Source organism: Candidatus Arsenophonus nilaparvatae, assembly GCF_045346035.1.
Classification (GTDB): Bacteria; Pseudomonadota; Gammaproteobacteria; order Enterobacterales; family Enterobacteriaceae; genus Arsenophonus; species Arsenophonus nilaparvatae.
Window position 1 is genome coordinate 1,926,673 of the sequence record NZ_CP158507.1, and the last position, 19,617, is coordinate 1,946,289.

18 protein-coding genes, 2 rRNA genes, 1 pseudogene and 2 other annotated features are annotated in these 19,617 nt (G+C 38.3%); of the genes and pseudogenes, 17 read left to right on the top strand and 4 right to left on the bottom strand.

Annotated elements, in window-relative coordinates; translation table 11 throughout:
* The first annotated feature begins 42 nt into the window (after positions 1 to 42).
* From aroK to trpS, 7 genes are all read left to right on the top strand, one after another.
* Positions 43 to 564 carry a shikimate kinase AroK gene (gene aroK, locus WH390_RS09220; protein ID WP_026823190.1) on the top strand — a complete coding sequence of 174 codons (522 nt, stop codon included), beginning with the start codon at positions 43 to 45 and terminating at the stop codon, positions 562 to 564.
* A 55-nt stretch (positions 565 to 619) separates the two neighbouring features.
* Positions 620 to 1,714 carry a 3-dehydroquinate synthase gene (gene aroB / locus WH390_RS09225; protein WP_032115754.1) on the top strand — a complete coding sequence of 365 codons (1,095 nt, stop codon included), beginning with the start codon at positions 620 to 622 and terminating at the stop codon, positions 1,712 to 1,714.
* Positions 1,715 to 1,839: 125 nt separating this feature from the next.
* Complete coding sequence (locus tag WH390_RS09230) at positions 1,840 to 2,712, top strand: SPOR domain-containing protein (protein WP_032115753.1); 873 nt, start codon at positions 1,840 to 1,842, stop codon at positions 2,710 to 2,712.
* A gap of 79 nt (positions 2,713 to 2,791) precedes the next feature.
* Positions 2,792 to 3,652, top strand: a complete 861-nt coding sequence (dam, locus tag WH390_RS09235; RefSeq protein ID WP_032115752.1) for an adenine-specific DNA-methyltransferase — start codon at positions 2,792 to 2,794, stop codon at positions 3,650 to 3,652.
* Entirely contained in the window at positions 3,652 to 4,323 is a 672-nt protein-coding gene (gene rpe, locus WH390_RS09240; protein WP_032115751.1) for a ribulose-phosphate 3-epimerase, read from the top strand. Before dam ends, rpe begins: the two co-directional genes overlap by 1 nt.
* Positions 4,323 to 5,027, top strand: a complete 705-nt coding sequence (locus WH390_RS09245) for a phosphoglycolate phosphatase (protein ID WP_032115750.1) — start codon at positions 4,323 to 4,325, stop codon at positions 5,025 to 5,027. Before rpe ends, WH390_RS09245 begins: the two co-directional genes overlap by 1 nt.
* Position 5,028: 1 nt before the next feature.
* Positions 5,029 to 6,072: a tryptophan--tRNA ligase gene (gene trpS / locus WH390_RS09250; RefSeq protein WP_032115749.1), complete on the top strand. Its 1,044-nt coding sequence runs from the start codon at positions 5,029 to 5,031 to the stop codon at positions 6,070 to 6,072.
* 299 nt (positions 6,073 to 6,371) lie between these two features.
* On the opposite strand, the gene sodA is transcribed toward trpS, so the two are convergent.
* A complete protein-coding gene (sodA, locus tag WH390_RS09255; RefSeq protein WP_032115748.1) occupies positions 6,372 to 6,998 on the bottom strand; it encodes a superoxide dismutase [Mn] in 627 nt (208 codons plus the stop codon).
* 347 nt (positions 6,999 to 7,345) lie between these two features.
* Here sodA and acs point away from each other — a divergent pair, with 347 nt between their 5' ends.
* Positions 7,346 to 9,304 (top strand): acetate--CoA ligase, encoded by a 1,959-nt coding sequence (gene acs, locus WH390_RS09260; protein WP_032115747.1) that lies wholly within the window; start codon positions 7,346 to 7,348, stop codon positions 9,302 to 9,304.
* Positions 9,305 to 9,459: 155 nt separating this feature from the next.
* Here acs and rrf (WH390_RS09265) read toward each other — a convergent pair.
* Together rrf (WH390_RS09265) and rrf (WH390_RS09270) are read right to left on the bottom strand one after the other, a co-directional pair.
* Positions 9,460 to 9,575 (bottom strand): 5S ribosomal RNA (gene rrf, locus WH390_RS09265).
* Positions 9,576 to 9,724: 149 nt separating this feature from the next.
* Positions 9,725 to 9,840: ribosomal RNA gene (rrf, locus tag WH390_RS09270) — 5S ribosomal RNA — on the bottom strand.
* A 167-nt stretch (positions 9,841 to 10,007) separates the two neighbouring features.
* Positions 10,008 to 10,849 (bottom strand) — a sequence feature (23S ribosomal RNA rRNA prediction is too short).
* 5 nt (positions 10,850 to 10,854) lie between these two features.
* On the opposite strand from rrf (WH390_RS09270), the gene WH390_RS09275 reads away from it, so the two are divergent.
* The 3 genes and pseudogenes from WH390_RS09275 to WH390_RS09285 all read left to right on the top strand — a co-directional run.
* On the top strand, positions 10,855 to 11,208 hold the full coding sequence (locus WH390_RS09275) for a transposase (protein ID WP_406850564.1): 354 nt from the start codon (positions 10,855 to 10,857) through the stop codon (positions 11,206 to 11,208).
* A gap of 3 nt (positions 11,209 to 11,211) precedes the next feature.
* Positions 11,212 to 11,406 (top strand): hypothetical protein, encoded by a 195-nt coding sequence (locus tag WH390_RS09280; protein ID WP_406850565.1) that lies wholly within the window; start codon positions 11,212 to 11,214, stop codon positions 11,404 to 11,406.
* Positions 11,403 to 11,921: pseudogene (locus WH390_RS09285) on the top strand (IS3 family transposase); the annotation flags it as partial. The gene WH390_RS09280 and the pseudogene WH390_RS09285, both read left to right, overlap by 4 nt.
* Before the next feature lie 60 nt (positions 11,922 to 11,981).
* Positions 11,982 to 12,836 (bottom strand) — a sequence feature (16S ribosomal RNA rRNA prediction is too short).
* Positions 12,837 to 13,248: 412 nt separating this feature from the next.
* On the opposite strand, the gene gmhB reads toward WH390_RS09285, so the two are convergent.
* Positions 13,249 to 13,812: a D-glycero-beta-D-manno-heptose 1,7-bisphosphate 7-phosphatase gene (gmhB, locus tag WH390_RS09290; protein ID WP_032115745.1), complete on the bottom strand. Its 564-nt coding sequence runs from the start codon at positions 13,810 to 13,812 to the stop codon at positions 13,249 to 13,251.
* A 171-nt stretch (positions 13,813 to 13,983) separates the two neighbouring features.
* Here gmhB and metN point away from each other — a divergent pair, with 171 nt between their 5' ends.
* The 6 genes from metN to proS all read left to right on the top strand — a co-directional run bounded on the left by metN (position 13,984) and on the right by proS (position 19,603).
* Entirely contained in the window at positions 13,984 to 15,015 is a 1,032-nt protein-coding gene (metN, locus tag WH390_RS09295; RefSeq protein ID WP_032115744.1) for a methionine ABC transporter ATP-binding protein MetN, read from the top strand.
* Positions 15,008 to 15,661 carry a methionine ABC transporter permease MetI gene (gene metI / locus WH390_RS09300; protein ID WP_032115743.1) on the top strand — a complete coding sequence of 218 codons (654 nt, stop codon included), beginning with the start codon at positions 15,008 to 15,010 and terminating at the stop codon, positions 15,659 to 15,661. The genes metN and metI overlap by 8 nt, the downstream gene beginning before the upstream one ends.
* 45 nt (positions 15,662 to 15,706) lie before the next feature.
* Positions 15,707 to 16,528 (top strand): MetQ/NlpA family lipoprotein, encoded by an 822-nt coding sequence (locus WH390_RS09305; protein ID WP_406850566.1) that lies wholly within the window; start codon positions 15,707 to 15,709, stop codon positions 16,526 to 16,528.
* Positions 16,529 to 16,675: 147 nt separating this feature from the next.
* Positions 16,676 to 17,074, top strand: coding sequence for an Rcs stress response system protein RcsF (gene rcsF / locus WH390_RS09310; RefSeq protein WP_032115741.1), 399 nt, complete (start codon positions 16,676 to 16,678; stop codon positions 17,072 to 17,074).
* Complete coding sequence (gene tsaA / locus WH390_RS09315) at positions 17,067 to 17,780, top strand: tRNA (N6-threonylcarbamoyladenosine(37)-N6)-methyltransferase TrmO (protein WP_032115740.1); 714 nt, start codon at positions 17,067 to 17,069, stop codon at positions 17,778 to 17,780. The genes rcsF and tsaA overlap by 8 nt, the downstream gene beginning before the upstream one ends.
* Before the next feature lie 107 nt (positions 17,781 to 17,887).
* Entirely contained in the window at positions 17,888 to 19,603 is a 1,716-nt protein-coding gene (proS, locus tag WH390_RS09320) for a proline--tRNA ligase (protein WP_032115739.1), read from the top strand.
* The last annotated feature ends 14 nt before the right edge of the window (positions 19,604 to 19,617 follow it).

Consider the following 19,617-nt stretch of genomic DNA (forward strand, 5'->3'; position numbering starts at 1 on the left):
GGCGGGTTATCATTAACGAATAATCTTAGTAATACCAAAAACATGGCAGAGAAACGCAATATCTTTCTGGTTGGGCCTATGGGCGCCGGAAAAAGTACTATTGGTCGCCAGCTAGCGCAGCAACTTAGTATGGAGTTTTTTGATTCCGATCAAGAAATTGAACGACGTACTGGTGCTGATGTGAGTTGGGTATTTGATTTGGAAGGCGAAGAAGGTTTTCGGGAACGTGAAGAAAAAATTATCAATGAGCTTACAGAAAAACAAGGCATTGTTCTAGCAACAGGGGGGGGATCGGTAAAATCAAAAGAAACACGCAACCGTCTTTCTGCTCGCGGGGTAGTCGTTTATCTTGAAACTACGATTGAAAAACAAATGGCACGAACTCAACGCGATAAAAAAAGACCTTTATTGCAAGTAGATCAGCCTGCTCGTGAAGTTTTAGAAAAACTCGCTCATGAACGTAATCCACTTTATGAAGAAATCGCAGACATTACTATTCATACCGACGATCAAAGTGCAAAAGTAGTTGCTAACCAAATCATTGGATTATTAGAAAATACTTAATTTCAATAAATCAATATGAATGACTGATTGACCATGCCATAAAGGTAAAATCAATATGGAAAAATTGACAGTTACACTCGGTGAACGGAGTTACCCTATTAGTATCGCTTTTGGTTTACTTAACTCGCCTGATGCTTTTTTGCCGCTTAAAAGTGGCGAATACGTAATGATTGTAACGAACAAAACGCTACATTCCATTTATTCCGCAAGAGTAAAATCTACTCTTACAAAAATGGGCGTCAAAGTTGATGAGATCATTCTACCTGACGGAGAACAGTACAAATCATTAGCTACTCTTGATACTGTCTTCACTGCTTTATTGGAAAAAAATCATCCTCGAAGCACCACCCTTATTGCCCTTGGGGGCGGTGTTATTGGTGACTTGACAGGATTTGCTGCCGCCTGCTACCAAAGAGGCGTTCGTTTTATCCAAGCACCAACCTCGCTTTTATCTCAAATTGACTCATCTGTTGGAGGAAAAACAGCAGTCAATCATCCATTAGGTAAAAACATGATTGGTGCTTTCTATCAGCCAATATCAGTTATTATTGATTTAGATAGTCTAAAAACATTACCAGTACGTCAGTTTTCTTCAGGCTTAGCTGAAATTATTAAATATGGCATTATTCTAGATTATGATTTTTTTTGTTGGTTAGAAAAAAACATTAATAAACTATTTGAATTAGATGAAAAAACAATAAGTTATTGCATACGACATTGTTGTGAATTAAAAGCAAAAATCATTGCTATAGATGAAAAAGAAACCAATGGACAACGTGCCTTATTGAACTTAGGACATACCTTTGGTCATGCCATTGAAACTGAATTAAACTATGGTTGTTGGCTACACGGTGAGGCAGTTGCTGCAGGTATCGTGATGGCTGCAAAAACCGCAGAGTTAATTGGCCAATTTGATAATAATGATACTCAACGCATTTTAAACTTACTGAGGCAAGCAAATCTCCCTATTAAGGGACCAGCAAAAATGGCTGCTGAAGCCTATTTACCTCACATGATGAGAGATAAAAAAGTAGTTAATAATCAACTCAATCTGGTGCTACCCAAATCTATTGGCAACGCAGAATTATATACTAATATAAGCCATGAGATTGTTTTAAAAGCAATTAAACAATGCCTACATACAGATTAAACCGTGATTGAGATAGCAAGATAGCCATAGTGACACTATAATAAATATCCGTATTTTAGAATCAAATTGTACAAAAAATCATCTTTATCCATGATATGAGGTCATTCACCTTAAAGGGAGGGGAAATGGACGAGTTTAAACCAGAAAGAGATCCTCAAGATCAGAGTAACTTCCGGCCAGACACTTCAGACAGGCCTGTATTACGTTCACGTCAGCAAGGATCTAAACACCATCTAGCTTCTCGGCAACATGTCATGATTGGTATCGCTGTTTTGGTTCTATTATTACTCATTATCGCGATTAGCTCAGCACTTAAAGCGCCAACAGATCATGAGAAACAAAATACCTCTACAACAATAAATGAACGTAACATTGATATTTCTAAATCAACATCACTATCAAATGAGTCCCCTTTATCCCAAGAACAAAGCCAACCACAAAACGTAACCATGCCTTCAATTAGTGATACACCGACTGAAAGTTCCTTACCTCCAGCCAACCAAGGGCAAGGTAAACGTATTGAAATCCCTGGTGACGTTGTTGATGCTTTACGCCAGGGACAAACATTACCTAATGCAAAGCAACAACTCGTTGAAAATCCAACATCAACGCCATCATCAACAAAACTTCCCGCTACTACACCACCTAAAATCGTTGAACCAATTAAAACTAATCCTGAAACAAAAACAAAACCTATAGTTAGAACACATACAAATCAAAGTGGAGATTTATTATCGGCACCAGCAAGTAATTACACACTACAGTTAAGTAGTGCCAGCCGTTCTAACTCACTAGAAGCATTTGCTAAAAACAATCGCTTAACTAATTATAAAATCTATAAGACCATACGCAATGAACAACCATGGTATGTTCTTATCCACGGTAATTACCGCTCAGTCAGTGAAGCAAAAAACGCAATTTCAACTTTGCCCGCTTCTGTTCAGGAAAAAAAACCCTGGGTTAGAAAATTTCAGCAAGTTAAGCAAGATCAAAAATAAAGAATCATTAGGCGCAAATATGCTGTCCTAAACAGAGATATATCAAAAACTCTGGAACATTTAGATAAAATATGGCGGCATGAAGAAAAAACGCGCTTTTTTAAAATGGGCTGGCGGTAAATATCTTCTGGTAGAAGAAATTAAAAAATATCTACCAGAAGGTGATTGTCTGGTAGAGCCATTTGTAGGGGCAGGTTCAGTATTTTTGAATACCAACTATAATGCTTACATCCTAGCTGACATTAATAATGATCTTATCAATTTATATAATACTGTAAAATATCATACTGATACATTTGTGCAGCATTCACGTCAGCTTTTTAACAACGAGTTTAATACGCCTGAGCAATACTACCGTTTACGTACTGAATTCAACTTATGTAATAATCCTAGACGTCGTAGTGAACTATTTTTATATCTTAATCGTCATTGCTACAATGGTCTTTGTCGTTACAACTCAAAAGGGGAATTTAACGTTCCATTTGGGCGCTATAAAAAACCTTATTTTCCTGAAGATGAACTCTATTGGTTTGCAGAAAAAGCACAAAAAGCTATTTTTGTCTGCCAAACCTATCAAGAAACATTACTATCAGTAAACAAAAGTGCTGTTGTTTACTGTGATCCACCCTATACACCTCTTTCTGATACAGCTAATTTTACCGCATATCATACAAATAGTTTTGGCAACAAAGAACAATACAATCTGGCTCAAATTGCTTATCACTTATCATCAACTCGCGGAATACCCGTATTAATATCAAATCATGATACACCAGCGACTAGAGAATGGTATCATCACGCCAAGCTAAATGTTGTTAAAGTACGTAGAACAATTAGTCGTAATAGCCTTGCTCGTAGAAAAGTCGATGAACTTTTGGCATTTTATAATCCAACTTATAAAAAAAACGCAAAAGGTAAAAAAACAAATCGGAGACAATAATGAAAGATTTTCTGATTGCCCCCTCTATTTTATCCGCAAATTTTGCATGTTTAGGTGAAGATACTGGGAAAGTCATTAAAGCTGGAGCTGATATTATCCATTTTGACGTAATGGATAACCATTATGTTCCAAATTTAACTTTTGGCCCAATGGTATGTAAAGCATTGCGAGATTATGGTATTAAGGCACCCATTGATGTGCATTTGATGGTAAAACCAGTAGATCGACTGATTCCTGACTTTGCTAAAGCTGGTGCAACCTATATTACCTTTCACGCTGAAGCAAGTGAGCATATTGATCGCACATTACAATTAATTAAAGATAACGGTTGTAAAGCTGGTTTAGCTTTTAATCCAGCTACACCATTAAACTATTTAGATTACGTGATAGATAAATTGGATATGATCCTAATCATGTCGGTAAATCCTGGTTTTGGTGGACAATCTTTTATTCCTCAAACCCTAAATAAATTGCGTCAAGTTCGTAAAATGATCGATGAAAACGGTTATAATATTCGCCTAGAAGTTGATGGCGGGATCAATGTTAATAATATTATTAATGTTGCAAATGCAGGTGCTGACACCTTTGTCGCAGGTTCTGCAATTTTTAATCAACCAGATTACAAAACTGTCATTGATGCTATGCGTAAAAAGTTAGCTGAGGCAATTTAATGGCATTTAAAAAATTAACCAAGATTAAAGTTATTGCATTTGATTTGGATGGTACATTAGTCGACAGTGCAGGCGGATTAGCTGATGCTTTAGATCATGCTTTAATCATTCAGCAATTACCCGCTGCAGGCAAAGAACTTGTTTCCACCTGGGTTGGTAATGGCGTCGATATTATGATAGAACGCGCATTAACTTGGGCAAATGTTAAAATCACACCAGAAATCAAAAATAATACACGCCAATTATTTGATAAAATTTATGCAACTACAGTAATAACTGGTAGTCAGCTTTTTCCTGGAGTAAAAGAAACATTAGCAGAAATAGCCAAACAACCTTTACCAATGGCAATCGTCACCAATAAACCTACGCCATTTATTGACCCTTTATTAAAAAAATTAACCATTGATTGTTATTTTTCTTTAATATTAGGGGGCGATGACGTAAAAGAGAAAAAACCCCATCCGGCTCCACTGTATCTTACAATGGGAAAATTTGGCCTACATAAAGATCAATTATTATTTGTCGGTGATTCTCATAATGATATCTTAGCCGCTAAAGCTGCAGATTGTCCTTGTGTGGGTTTAACTTACGGATATAACTATGGTGAATCTATCGCATTAAGTAAACCAGATTATGTATTAGATAACTTTGCCGATCTACTTCCTGCGTTAGGACTACCACCTTTGACAACTCTGGGATCATAACATGAATACACCCCCTATAAATTCAACTAATACCGACAAAAAGCCTATTGTATTCAGTGGGGCTCAACCGTCTGGGGAATTAACCATCGGCAACTATATTGGCGCATTACGCCAATGGGTTCACATGCAAGATAATTATGACTGTATTTATTGTATTGTTGATCAACATGCCATTACAGTTCGTCAAGACCCCAAAGAATTAAGAAAACGTACGCTTGATACATTAGCCTTATACCTAGCTTGTGGTATTGATACTAAAAAAAGTATTATTTTTGTTCAATCCCATGTTCCGCAACATACTCAACTTAGTTGGGCACTTAACTGTTATACCTATTTTGGTGAATTAAGCCGCATGACACAATTTAAAGACAAATCAACCCGTCATGCTGAAAATATTAATGCTGGATTATTTGATTATCCAGTATTAATGGCTGCCGATATTTTACTTTACCAAACAAACCAAGTCCCGGTTGGTATTGATCAAAAACAACATTTAGAATTAAGCCGCGATATTGCTCAACGTTTTAATTCGCTCTATGGTGAAATATTTACTGTACCCGATCCCTTTATTCCTGAAAAAGGAGCGCGGGTTATGTCTCTACAAGAACCACAAAAAAAGATGTCAAAATCAGATGATAACCGCAATAATGTAATAACTTTATTAGAAAACCCTAAATCAGCGGCTAAAAAAATAAAACGTGCCCTTACTGATTCTGACGAGCCACCGCAAATTTATTATGATACAGAAAACAAACCGGGTATTTCTAATCTGATAGATATCCTTTCTGGTGTAACAGGTACATCTACCTCTGAGATAGAAAAACAATTTACCGGAAAAATGTATGGCGATCTTAAAAACACCGTTGCTGAAGCTGTTTCAGATATGCTAATAAATATTCAAAGCCGTTTTGATGAATTTCGTAATAACGAAAAACTATTGAATGACATTATGTCTGAAGGTGCTAGCAAAGCAGAGGCTCGCGCTCAAGTAACCCTTAGTAAAGTTTATGACGCGATAGGTTTTATTAGTCCTATAAAAAAATAATGCTCTTCTCCCTCCTAAAACTCGAGGGAGATTGACATTAAGAATAAATTTAAAAATTAATAAAAATAAATAGTTAAAACAAATATCAATCTTTATTTTATTAATATATTTATTGAATGATATAGATAACAAAATACCATTTAGCGAAACAAAAAGTTTCTTTTATTTGTTTATATAATTAATTAGAGTTAAAATTTTTTCATTACTATAATTTTAATTGGTCATTAAAAAATATTAGTAGGCCAGTAAATAATCTGGCACCACTAACATTGATAATAAACAAACAGATAAAGTCAATGCTATTTTACTTTTTCTGCAAAACGTTTTGCCGCTTCATCCCAATTAACAACTGACCAAAAGGCTTTAATATATTCAGGGCGACGATTTTCATATTTAAGATAATAAGCATGTTCCCAAACATCAAGCCCTAAAATAGGATAACCGGAAACACCAGAAATAGATTCCCCCATTAATGGGTTATCTTGATTAGCTGTCGAAACAACCGCCAGCTTTCCATCCGATTTCAATACTAACCACGCCCAGCCGGAACCAAAACGAGTGGCTGCTGCTTTTTCAAAGATTTCTTTAAAATTCTCAACGCTAACAAAATCACGTTCAATCGCAGATTTTAACTCACCCTTTACTTCAGTACCTGTTTCCAAACCGTTCCAAAACATACTATGATTGGCATGCCCACCTGCATTATTGCGTAAAAAAGTACGCTTATCGGCAGGCACCTTATCTAAATTTTGAATTAAATCATCTATATCAAGTTTAGCAAGCTCAGGAAAATCTTTTAACGCATCATTAGTATTATTGACATATGTTTGGTGATGTTTGGTATGATGGATCTTCATTGTCCTTTCATCGAAATGTGGCTCTAGTGCCCCATATTCATAAGGCAGGGAAGGTAATGTATAGCTCATCCGCATTAACTCCTGTTACTTAAATATAAAATAAATGTTTCAATCAATCCTTATTTTACAAGGATTACCATAATAATGAAAACAATTATAAACAATATATTTTTTAAGGTTTTTATTTCTCTATAAAAAAAATCGACATATTAGCTCATTAGATTAAAATAAAATTTTTTCATAAAAACCATCAATTAAAACAATTCAAATAGAATAATTAATAAATAAACAACAAATCTAAAATAAAACACCATCATTTACGTGATCACTTACACAAAAAAAAAACAAATTCTTTTTCATAGGTTTAGTTAACTGCTCTTTGACATATGATTAACACAAATGAGGAGAAGAAAAATATGATATCAACGTTCAAGTACCCCATTCCTACTGAAATTGCCGCACATGCCTTAATTAATAAAAAACAGTACCAACAAGATTATCAATTATCACTTGAAGATTATGACGCTTTTTGGCGAGAAAAAGGTCAAATTGTTGACTGGATAAAACCCTATACCAAAGTAAAAAACACTTCATTTGATCCAGGGCACATTAACATCCAATGGTTTGAAGATGGTACCTTAAATTTAAGTGCTAACTGTCTAGATCGCCATTTACAATTACGCGGTGATCAAACTGCAATCATTTGGGAAGGCGATGATCCATCACAGTCTTATCATATAACTTACCGCCAACTTCATCATGATGTCTGCCTATTTGCCAATGCATTAAAAAAATTAGGCATCAAAAAAGGGGATGTTGTTGCTATTTATATGCCGATGATACCTGAATCAGCCATCGCCATGTTAGCATGTACCCGCATTGGAGCTATTCACTCTGTTATCTTTGCTGGTTTTTCACCAGAAGCTATTGCAGGTCGCATTATTGACAGTAAAGCTAAACTGATCATTACCTCAGATGAAGGGTTAAGAGCAAATCGTACTATACCACTGAAAAAAAATGTTGATGAAGCGTTAAAACATCCAGCAATTGAAAGTATTAATAATGTTATTGTTTTTAGACGAACAGGTAATCAAATCGATTGGCAGGAAAAACGTGATCATTGGTGGCATGAAGTTATTAAAGGCCTCAACGCTGACTGTCCCGCTGAAGAAATGAATGCGGAAGATCCTTTATTCATTCTATATACATCTGGTTCAACAGGCAAACCCAAAGGCGTCTTACACACCACTGGTGGCTATTTAGTTTATGTTTCTATCACTTTCAAATACGCATTTGACTACCAGGCAAAAGAAATTTATTGGTGCACTGCTGATATAGGCTGGGTAACAGGCCATAGTTACTTAATTTATGGCCCACTATCCAATGGAGCCACCACGCTAATGTTTGAAGGTGTACCTAACTATCCAAGTATAAATCGCATGGGTCAAATAGTTGATAAGCATAAAGTAAATATTCTTTATACCGCACCAACCGCAATTCGTGCTTTGATGGCAGAAGGAGATAAAGCTATTGAAGCAACTCAGCGTAATTCTTTAAGGATTTTAGGCTCTGTCGGTGAGCCTATTAATCCGGAAGCTTGGGAATGGTACTACAAAAAAATAGGCAATAGTCATTGCCCTATTATTGATACTTGGTGGCAAACAGAAACCGGTGGTTTTATGCTTCTTCCCTTACCGGGAGCAACTGAACTTAAACCGGGATCGGCAACACTACCTTTTTTTGGTGTTAAGCCCGCGCTTATTGATAATTTAGGTAATTTACTTGAGGGTATTGCTGAAGGCAATCTTGTCATCATGGATTCATGGCCAGGGCAAGCTAGAACCATTTATGGTGATCATGAACGCTTTGAGCAAACTTATTTTTCACTATTTAAAGGTATGTATTTCAGTGGAGATGGTGCTCGCCGTGATGAAGATGGTTATTACTGGATAACCGGTCGTGTTGACGACGTTTTAAATATTTCTGGTCATCGTTTAGGTACAGCCGAAATCGAATCTGCACTTGTAGCGTTCCCTAAAATTGCTGAGGCTGCCGTCGTTGGTGTCCCACATAATATTAAAGGACAAGCTATTTATGCCTACATTACATTAAATCATGGTGAAGAACCTTCAGCAGAACTTTATAATGAAGTACGCAATTGGGTGCGTAAAGAAATTGGACCAATAGCAACACCAGATATTCTTCACTGGACTGATGCATTACCAAAAACACGCTCAGGTAAAATTATGCGACGTATTCTAAGAAAAATTGCCACTGGTGATATAAATAATCTTGGTGATACATCAACGTTAGCGGATCCTAGTGTTGTTGAAAAACTACTAGAAGAAAAGGATTCGATTAATATTTCTAGTTAGATTAGTCAATTACCTATAATAAATGTCAAAAATATTAATAAAGCTCGTCGATAAAATAGATACAATTCAACTATAAAATATATTATTCATTAAGTTAGATTTATTATTTACATATACAGAAAAGCCACCTTAATTAGGTGGCCTTAATATTTTAAGCTTAGCAGTTCCCTACTCTCACATGGGGAGACCCCACACTACCATCGGCACTACGGCATTTCACTTCTGAGTTCGGCATGGGATCAGGTGGAGCTACCGCGCTATAGCTACTAAGCAAATTCTTTGCTATTTATATTTTAACGAACGTTTAAGCAGCTTATCCATCATATTAATAATTAAAAGTATAGATAAATAACCACTAACCAAACTGTTCTATCGCAGATTCATTTCACTAATGGTCTTTCCCATTAGTATTAAATTAAAGTCTGGCAGCTCCCTACTCTCACATGGGGAGACCCCACACTACCATCGGCGCTACGGCATTTCACTTCTGAGTTCGGCATGGGGTCAGGTGGGACCACCGCGCTATTACCGCCAGACAAATTCTTTTCTATTTATCCCGTCTCATTTCGCTGCCTTACAGGCTGCTCACCTACCTCAGTAGCAAACACACCTCGGCCTTCAGCAAAATTCGACCAGATTCAATCTCAAAACAAGCTAAAATTCTCTCTCCAAAAACACCTTCGGTGTTGTCAGGTTAAGCCTCTCGGGTCATTAGTACTGGTTAGCTCAACGTATCGCTACGCTTACACACCCAGCCTATCTACGTCCTCGTCTCGAACACCCCTTATAGGACATTACTGTCAGGGAAGACTCATCTTGAGGCAAGTTTCCCGCTTAGATGCTTTCAGCGGTTATCTCTTCCGCACTTAGCTACCAGGCGATGCCATTGGCATGACAACCTGTACACCAGTGGTGCGTCCACTCCGGTCCTCTCGTACTAGGAGCAGCCCCCCTCAATCTTCCTTCGCCCACGACAGATAGGGACCGAACTGTCTCACGACGTTCTAAACCCAGCTCGCGTACCACTTTAAATGGCGAACAGCCATACCCTTGGGACCTACTTCAGCCCCAGGATGTGATGAGCCGACATCGAGGTGCCAAACACCGCCGTCGATATGAACTCTTGGGCGGTATCAGCCTGTTATCCCCGGAGTACCTTTTATCCGTTGAGCGATGGCCCTTCCATTCAGAACCACCGGATCACTAAGACCTACTTTCGTACCTGCTCGCGCCGTCACGCTCGCAGTCAAGCTGGCTTATGCCTTTGCACTAACCTCACGATGTCCGACCGTGATTAGCCAACCTTCGTGCTCCTCCGTTACACTTTGGGAGGAGACCGCCCCAGTCAAACTACCCACCAGACACTGTCCTCAGCCCGGATTACGGGCCCAAGTTAGAACATCAAACATTAAAGGGTGGTATTTCAACGTTGGCTCCATGCAGACTGGCGTCCACACTTCAAAGCCTCCCACCTATCCTACACTGTAGTGGTCTAATAAAACTGTAGAGATTTATAGCTTATAATTAAGCAAAATCTTATAGGTATAAACATGCCACGAAAAGTAAAAGTGACCTTTAGCGCAAAGCAAAAACTGGAATATGCAAAACTCATGGTTGAAGGTGGATATAGCAATATCCAAGTTGAAAAAATATCCGGTGCGGGTAAATCTGCCGTATCGCGCTGGAAGCAACAATATCTTGCCGAGTTGAATGGGAATACGCCTGTAAAATCAAAAGCGTTAACGCCCGAGCAACAGCGCATACAAGAATTAGAAGCAAAACTTAAGCGTGCTCAGAGGGATAATGACATATTAAAAAAGCCGCGGCTTACTTCATCCTCGACAATCAAAACTCAAAATCGTGAAGCAAATGAAAATTATGTACCCCAATTTTACGGTCACTGAGTTATGCCATCTTTTGAAGTAAGCAGTAGTAGTTTTTATTATGAAACGAAAATACCGACAGTTGAAAATGAAAGGCTGTGTGGCGAAATCAAACGTATTTTTTATACATCGGGCCAAACTTATGGCAAAAGACGTATCCAAGCTGAGTTAAAGGGTTTAGGTGCCAGATTGGCACTTATAAAATATCAAACATCATGAAATTAAATCAATTAGTTGCAATTAGACCAACGAAAAAGCATTACTATCCCTCATCGGGTAACGAACATCGATATGCCCCTAATTTGCTTAAACGACAATTTTCCCCTCAACAGCATAATCACTATTATGTCGGTGATATCACGTATATTAGATATCACTATGGGTGGAGCTATTTAGCTTGCGTGTTAGATTTAGCCACCAAAGAAGTTATTGGTTATGCCTTATCAACAAAACCGGATACGAAATTAGTGAAAGAAGCCTTAGATAACGCCATTGAACGGCAATTACCGGATACGACAAGTTTGATGTTCCATTCAGATCAAGGTTGCCAATATTCATCGGAGGAGTTTAGGGTGCACCTCTTTGAACGGAAAATAACTCAAAGCATGAGTCGGCGAGGTAATTGCCTCGATAATGCCGTGATGGAAAGATTTTTTAGGAGTTTAAAGACAGAAAAGCTTAACCATTTATCGTTTATGAATCATCAATCTGTTGTCTATGAAGTTGAAAATTACATTCAGTTTTATAATTATTATCGACGCCATTCAACGATTGGTTATTTAACGCCACATCAAAAATATCATGAACTAAAGAATGCCGCTTAGATCTTCTACAGAATTTGTTGACCATTACAGTATCTAATCCTGTTTGCTCCCCACGCTTTCGCACATGAGCGTCAGTCTTTGTCCAGGGGGCCGCCTTCGCCACCGGTATTCCTCCACATCTCTACGCATTTCACCGCTACACATGGAATTCTACCCCCCTCTACAAGACTCTAGTTAACCAGTCTTGAATGCCATTCCCAGGTTAAGCCCGGGGATTTCACATCCAACTTAATTAACCGCCTGCGTGCCCTTTACGCCCAGTAATTCCGATTAACGCTCGCACCCTCCGTATTACCGCGGCTGCTGGCACGGAGTTAGCCGGTGCTTCTTCTGTCGCTAACGTCAATTGCTAAGGTTATTAACCTTAACACCTTCCTCACGACTGAAAGTACTTTACAACCCGAAGGCCTTCTTCATACACGCGGCATGGCTGCATCAGGCTTGCGCCCATTGTGCAATATTCCCCACTGCTGCCTCCCGTAGGAGTCTGGGCCGTGTCTCAGTCCCAGTGTGGCTGATCATCCTCTCAGACCAGCTAGAGATCGTCGCCTAGGTGAGCCATTACCCCACCTACTAGCTAATCTCATATGGGTTCATCCGAAGGTGTGAGGCCTGAACGGTCCCCCACTTTGCTCCTTAGAGATTATGCGGTATTAGCCACCGTTTCCAGTGGTTATCCCCCGCCTTCGGCCAGATCCCCATACCTTACTCACCCGTCCGCCGCTCGCCGGCAAGAAAGCAAGCTTCCTTCCGCTGCCGCTCGACTTGCATGTGTTAGGCCTGCCGCCAGCGTTCAATCTGAGCCATGATCAAACTCTTCAATTAAAAGCTTGATGCTCAAAGAATGTTTTACTGACCGTAACGCCCTTTTGTTCAACCCGCTTTGCCGGTGTTTGACCACCTTCGCCGCTGCCGTTCAAAATAACGTTACTGCATATTAGTTCATATATGAATTAACTGTTTTGTCACTCTTCAAGACTTTAAAATCAAATATTTTTTGATGATGTCTTGCGAGTGCCCACACAGATTGTCTGATTAATTGTTAAAGAGCGTGCGACCTAGGCCGCGAGGTGGCGTATATTACGCTTTTCACCTTAATTTTCCTTTTCGCTTTTATTCATCAATTGATGAGTAAATTGCGTTAACGGGAGGGCATTATAGATTGATTTTAGCTTTGTACAAGTACTTTTTTGAAAAAAATAAATTTGCTTTATTTATGAACAATGTTGTTATTTTTTTATTGCCGATTTTTTATCTTATTAGGTAAATCTACCAAGCTATTTATAATCCAATCAGCAGACTTTTTATCATCTTCAGTGACAGATTTTCCTGTAGTTACCAATACATTAGTACCAATATGTGCTTCTTTACCGGCTTGCATATCAGAAAGCTTATCGCCCACCATGTAAGAGGCCTTCATATTAATATTAAGTTGTTTTCGCGCTGCCAATAGCATACCAGCTTTCGGCTTACGGCAATCGCATATTTGTTTATATTTTTGTTCAATTGCATCAGGATGATGAGGACAATAATAAATACCATCAAGCTCAACGCCACGATCAATAAGAGACCAATCCATCCATTCTGTCAGTTCAAGAAATTGTGCTTCTGTGAAGAATCCTCTTGCAATACCTGATTGATTAGTAACAAGAATCAATGCATAGCCCATTTTTTTTAATTCAAGCATTGCTTCAATTGCGCCTTCGATAAACTGAAAATTATCTATTTCATAAACATAACCATGATCGAGGTTAATAGTACCATCACGATCGAGGAAAATTGCCGGAATACTTTGACTCACCACATTACTCCATTAAATTTAACTTTGTTCATTATATGAAAAGCAGCTAAATAAGAACAAGAGTCGTATTTATATTTTTGTTGACTTAGACGTCTAGACACCTTAACATCCGTGTTAAATATAGTCGAATTTTCTTACCACTCTATTTCCATTATTTAGTAGATCACAATAATGATAAGACTTTCTAACATTAATAAAATTTTTCACCAAGGAGCACATGCAATTCACGCATTAACCAATATTAATCTGCATGTCCCTCAAGGCCAAATTTATGGAGTTATCGGTGCTTCCGGTGCCGGAAAAAGTACGCTAATTCGTTGTGTCAATATGCTTGAACGCCCAACGACAGGTGAAGTATTGATTGATGGGCAAGCGTTGACAGATCTTTCTGAAAAACAATTAATCTTAACGCGTCGTACTATCGGCATGATTTTCCAACATTTCAATCTACTTTCATCACGCAATGTTTTCGATAATATTGCCTTACCTCTAGAACTAGATAACACGCCAAAAGCCGAGATCCATCAACGCGTAACAGAGTTATTAAAGCTAGTCGGTTTAGCAAATAAAAAGGATGCCTATCCAGCCAGTCTATCTGGAGGACAGAAGCAACGCGTTGCTATAGCTCGTGCTTTAGCCAATTCGCCTAAAATATTATTATGTGATGAAGCGACAAGTGCATTAGATCCAGCAACAACCCGTTCTATTCTTGAGCTATTAAAAGATATTAATCGACGTTTAGGTTTAACCATCTTGCTTATTACTCACGAGATGGATGTTGTAAAACGTATATGCGATCAAGTCGCGATTATCAGTGAAGGGCGTTTAATAGAACAAGATAGCGTTAGTGAGGTATTTTCTCATCCTAAGACACCAATTGCGCAAAATTTTATTAAATCAACATTCGTATTAGATATTCCAGAAGATTATCAAACGCGTTTGCAGATGGTGCCAGCGCCAGATTTATCGCCATTATTGAAATTGGAATTTACCGGTAAGTCAGTAGATGCACCATTAATTTCAATGGTTGTTAGAAAATTTAATATCGACATCAATATATTGAGCTCACAAATAGATTACGCCGGTGGTGTTAAATTTGGTTTTATGCTTGCTGAATTTCATGGTCTTGACGAAGGTATTGAAAAATCAATTACTTTTTTAGAAGAGCACCATGTAAAAGTGGAGATCTTAGGTTATGTCTGAAAAAATGATCATTCTGCTACTAAATGGTGCGTTAGATACACTTATCATGACTTTTGTGTCGGGATTTTTGGGGTTTTTATTAGGGCTTCCTATTGGCATATTACTTTATGTGACCCGCCCCGGGCAAGTTATGGAAAATCTTACCCTTTATCGAATAGTGTCTGCATTGGTTAATGTGTTTCGTTCCATTCCATTTATTATTTTATTGGTTTGGATTATTCCATTAACTAAATTAATTGTCGGCACATCTATCGGTATTCAGGCCGCGATCGTTCCGTTAACTATTGGTGCAGCACCTTTCATTGCCCGTATGGTTGAAAATACGCTGTTAGAGATCCCTAATGGCTTAATTGAAGCTGCTCGTTCAATGGGTGCAACGCCGCCGCTACAAATCATTGGTAAAATTCTGTTACCTGAATCTTTACCCGGTTTAGTCAATGCAGCGACCATTACTTTAATTATGTTAGTAGGTTACTCTGCAATGGGCGGCGCAGTGGGTTCTGGTGGACTGGGTCAGATTGCTATGCAATACGGCTATTATACCTATAACCCAACTGTTATGAATACGGTTCTTGCTTTACTGATTATTTTGGTTTTTGCTATTCAATTTGTTGGTAATCACGTAATGAAAAAAACCCGTAAATAAAATTATTGCTTAAAAGCACTAAGATTTAGTCTTATAGAGGTAATTATGTCTATCAAAATAAAAACCATCACCGCTATTGCAGCGCTATTAAGCATATTAGTTTTTAGTGGCTGTGGTGAAAAAACAGAAAAACCTAATCACATCAAAGTGGGTGTCATTATGGGGAAAGAGTTAGCAGTGGCTGAAGTCGCACAAAAAGTTGCCAAAGAAAAATATCAGTTAGATGTTGAATTAGTTACCTTTAATGATTTTGTATTGCCAAATGAATCCCTGGACAAAGGCGATATTGATCTTAATGTATTTCAACATAAACCTTATTTAGAGCAACAAATTAAAGATCGCAATTATAAATTAGTCGCTGTTGGAAACACCTTTATTTATCCTATTGCGGCTTATTCTAAAAAAATTAAATCTGTTGAACAACTACCTGATGGAGCCCAAATCGCGATCCCGAATGATCCTACCAATTTAGGACGTTCACTATTGTTGCTACAAAAACAAGGGCTAATCAAAGTAAATGCCAGTGCCGGTTTACAACCCACTATATTGGATATCACCGAAAATCCAAAAAAGCTAAACTTTATTGAACTTGAAGCACCGCAATTACCCCGTAGTTTAGATGATCCGAAAATTGCACTAGCGATTATTAATTCCACTTGGGCTAGTAGCGCCGAACCTAAATTAACGCCCGCAAAAGATGGATTGTTCGTTGAGGACAAAAATTCACCATATGTAAATCTCATTGTGAGTCGTGAAGATAATAAAGATAATGAAAATGTGAAAAAGTTTGTTAAAGCCTATCAATCCGAAGAAGTAGCTGAAGCAGCCAATAAAATTTTTGACGGTGGTGCTATTCCAGGCTGGTGATCGCTTTTTCAAAAAAAATGACATTATAATAAAACCAGCGGATTATATTCGCTGGTTTTATTATAAATTTTATGCAGTCAATTGTTTCTATTATTATGGCTAAAGCTGATTTGTAGTTCTATTTGATTTCTTTAATAAGGAATTTATATGCGCCTATTACTCTGTTGTCTTACACTCTGTATCTCAGGCTGTAATGTACTTTCTCCAGCTGAATATAATAAACCAGATAACTCGCTAAAAAATCCCCCAAATATTATCAAAAAAAAATCACCACAAAAGCGCTCTGTGGTAAAAATTATTGATAAAACAGAAGCATTACTGGGTAAACCATTTAAGGATCTGGGCATTGTTTCCGGTATTTCATGCCAACCTAATCGACAAGATCCAAGTGTAAGTATTCCCGTAGCGAAAAAAAACATGCTGAAAAACGCCTCTTCTCTCGGCGCGAATAGCGTGTTATTGCACCGTTGTGAAATAATTAGTACACCAGATTGTTATCAAACTGCTATTTGTGAAGGCTCTGCGCTGAATATTATTAATGGATAATTTTCAATTTAACGTGATTGGGGTGATAGAATCACCTTATAAAGAAAAATTTGCCATCCCGAGACAACCAGGCTTAATTGATGATGGACAGGGTTATTTGCGCCTATTTCCGCCTTATAATCATCCTGATGCTGTTCGTGGATTAGAACAATTTAGTCATATTTGGCTTATTTTCATTTTTCATCAAACCATGACTGAAGGTTGGCGTCCATTAGTAAGGCCTCCCCGTTTAGGCGGTAATACCAAAATGGGTGTTTTCGCCACTCGTTCTCCATTTCGTCCTAATCCAATAGGTATATCATTAATAAAATTGAAAAATTTAATTATCCGTGATAACGAAGTAGATTTAGCTTTAGGTAGTCTGGATTTAGTTGATGGCACCCCTGTGATTGATATAAAACCCTATCTGCCGTTTGCGGAATCTTTACCAAAAGCAGTTGCTGGATTTGCCCAAGCTGCACCGGCCAGTGAAATGAAAGTGGTTTTTTCAGCTACTGCCCAAAAACAGTTGATTGAGCAACAAACCCGCTATCCTTTCCTTGAGCGTTTTATTCGCCAAGTTTTAGCGCAAGATCCACGTCCAGCTTATAAAAAAAGCGAAGCTGACGAAAAAATCTACGCTGCCCATTTACTTGATTTTAATGTTAGATGGCAGGTTTCAGCAAATATCACTGCCGTTCTCGCTATAGATACGCTAAAAAATTAAGTTATCTCTTTAGACATTAGCAACTCGCTGGTAGACTAGAGGATAATTTTGTTTTAATGGTTGGTTAATACCAACTGGAAGTAATTCGTTGTTGATGGAAGCTAATAATGCGTACAAGCCAATATCTTCTCTCTACTTTAAAAGAGACTCCCGCCGACGCAGAAGTGATCAGTCATAAGCTGATGCTTCGCGCAGGTATGATCCGTAAACTTGCTTCAGGGCTATATGACTGGCTACCAACCGGTGTTCGTGTGCTGCGCAAAGTTGAGAACATTATTCGTGAAGAAATGAATCGCACGGGTGCAATTGAGATTTCCATGCCGATAGTTCAACCAGCAGATTTATGGCAAGAAAGTGGGCGTTGGGAGCAATATGGCCCAGAGTTACTTCGTTTTGTTGATCGTGGTGAACGACCTTTTGTGTTGGGCCCGACTCATGAAGAGGTAATTACCGATCTTATTCGTAATGAAGTGACTTCTTATAAGCAGCTGCCGTTAAACCTTTACCAAATCCAAACAAAATTTCGTGATGAAGTAAGGCCACGTTTTGGTGTGATGCGCTCCCGTGAGTTTATTATGAAAGACGCTTATTCTTTTCATACCGATCAAAACTCTCTGCAACAAACTTACGATGCAATGTACAAGGCATATAGTACAATCTTTACCCGTATTGGCTTCAATTTTAGGGCAGTACAAGCAGATACTGGCTCTATTGGTGGCAATGCTTCGCATGAATTTCAGGTATTAGCTGATAGTGGTGAAGATAATATTGTTTTTTCTACCGCTTCAGATTATGCCGCTAATATTGAGCTGGCAGAGGCAATTTGTCTTACGGAAGAACGTGCTGCACCGGCTGAAGATATGCGTCTTATCGATACCCCTGACGCCAAAACTATTGCCGAGCTAGTTAATCAACATAATTTACCTATTGAAAAAACAGTTAAAACCCTAATTGTCAGTGCAGCAAAAGAGAGTGGTCATCAGCTTGTTGCCTTATTGATCCGTGGTGATCATGAATTAAATGAGATCAAAGCAGAAAAACATCCTCTGGTTGCAAGTCCACTGAAATTCGCAACAGAAGAAGAAATACGTGCAATCCTGCATGCAGGTCCCGGTTCATTAGGCCCGGTTAACTTGTCAATACCAGCAATTATCGACCGCAGCGTTGCCGTGATGAGTGATTTTAGTGCCGGCGCCAATATTGATCATAAACACTATTTTGGTATCAATTGGCAACGGGATCTACCTTTACCCGACGTTTATGATCTACGCAATGTAGTCGATGGCGATCCTAGTCCCGATGGTAAAGGAACTGTTCAAATTAAACGTGGAATTGAAGTTGGCCACATTTTTCAACTAGGAACCAAATATTCTGAAGCAATGAAGGCCAGCGTTCAAAATGAAGATGGCCATAATCAAACGGTAACGATGGGATGTTATGGTATCGGTGTCACTCGGATTGTAGCAGCAGCAATTGAACAGAGCCATGATGATAAAGGAATTATTTGGTCTGATGCGATCGCACCTTTCCAAGTTGCTATTTTGCCTATGAATATGCATAAATCCTATCGCGTTAAAGAAGTTGCTGAAAAACTTTACTGTGATTTGCAAGCCAATGGTATTGATGTCATTTTTGATGATCGTAAAGAACGGCCTGGTGTGATGTTTGCCGATATGGAGCTTATTGGAATACCTCATACCATCGTGATCGGTGATCGTAATTTAGATGACAACAAGGTTGAATATAAACAGCGGCGAGATAATGAGAAAGAATTTATTGATCTTGCTGAGATAGTTGATTTTCTAAAAACAAAACTTAACTAATCAGCTTTATTTAT

Excerpts from the sequence above, each read along its gene's own strand:
- aroK (WP_026823190.1), top strand. The coding sequence starts at position 43 with ATGGCAGAGAAACGCAATATCTTTCTGGTTGGGCCTATGGGCGCCGGA.
- aroB (WP_032115754.1), top strand. The coding sequence starts at position 620 with ATGGAAAAATTGACAGTTACACTCGGTGAACGGAGTTACCCTATTAGT.
- WH390_RS09230 (WP_032115753.1), top strand. The coding sequence starts at position 1,840 with ATGGACGAGTTTAAACCAGAAAGAGATCCTCAAGATCAGAGTAACTTC.
- dam (WP_032115752.1), top strand. The coding sequence starts at position 2,792 with ATGAAGAAAAAACGCGCTTTTTTAAAATGGGCTGGCGGTAAATATCTT.
- rpe (WP_032115751.1), top strand. The coding sequence starts at position 3,652 with ATGAAAGATTTTCTGATTGCCCCCTCTATTTTATCCGCAAATTTTGCA.
- WH390_RS09245 (WP_032115750.1), top strand. The coding sequence starts at position 4,323 with ATGGCATTTAAAAAATTAACCAAGATTAAAGTTATTGCATTTGATTTG.
- trpS (WP_032115749.1), top strand. The coding sequence starts at position 5,029 with ATGAATACACCCCCTATAAATTCAACTAATACCGACAAAAAGCCTATT.
- sodA (WP_032115748.1), bottom strand. The coding sequence starts at position 6,998 with ATGAGCTATACATTACCTTCCCTGCCTTATGAATATGGGGCACTAGAG.
- acs (WP_032115747.1), top strand. The coding sequence starts at position 7,346 with ATGATATCAACGTTCAAGTACCCCATTCCTACTGAAATTGCCGCACAT.
- WH390_RS09275 (WP_406850564.1), top strand. The coding sequence starts at position 10,855 with ATGCCACGAAAAGTAAAAGTGACCTTTAGCGCAAAGCAAAAACTGGAA.
- WH390_RS09280 (WP_406850565.1), top strand. The coding sequence starts at position 11,212 with ATGCCATCTTTTGAAGTAAGCAGTAGTAGTTTTTATTATGAAACGAAA.
- metN (WP_032115744.1), top strand. The coding sequence starts at position 13,984 with ATGATAAGACTTTCTAACATTAATAAAATTTTTCACCAAGGAGCACAT.
- metI (WP_032115743.1), top strand. The coding sequence starts at position 15,008 with ATGTCTGAAAAAATGATCATTCTGCTACTAAATGGTGCGTTAGATACA.
- WH390_RS09305 (WP_406850566.1), top strand. The coding sequence starts at position 15,707 with ATGTCTATCAAAATAAAAACCATCACCGCTATTGCAGCGCTATTAAGC.
- rcsF (WP_032115741.1), top strand. The coding sequence starts at position 16,676 with ATGCGCCTATTACTCTGTTGTCTTACACTCTGTATCTCAGGCTGTAAT.
- tsaA (WP_032115740.1), top strand. The coding sequence starts at position 17,067 with ATGGATAATTTTCAATTTAACGTGATTGGGGTGATAGAATCACCTTAT.
- proS (WP_032115739.1), top strand. The coding sequence starts at position 17,888 with ATGCGTACAAGCCAATATCTTCTCTCTACTTTAAAAGAGACTCCCGCC.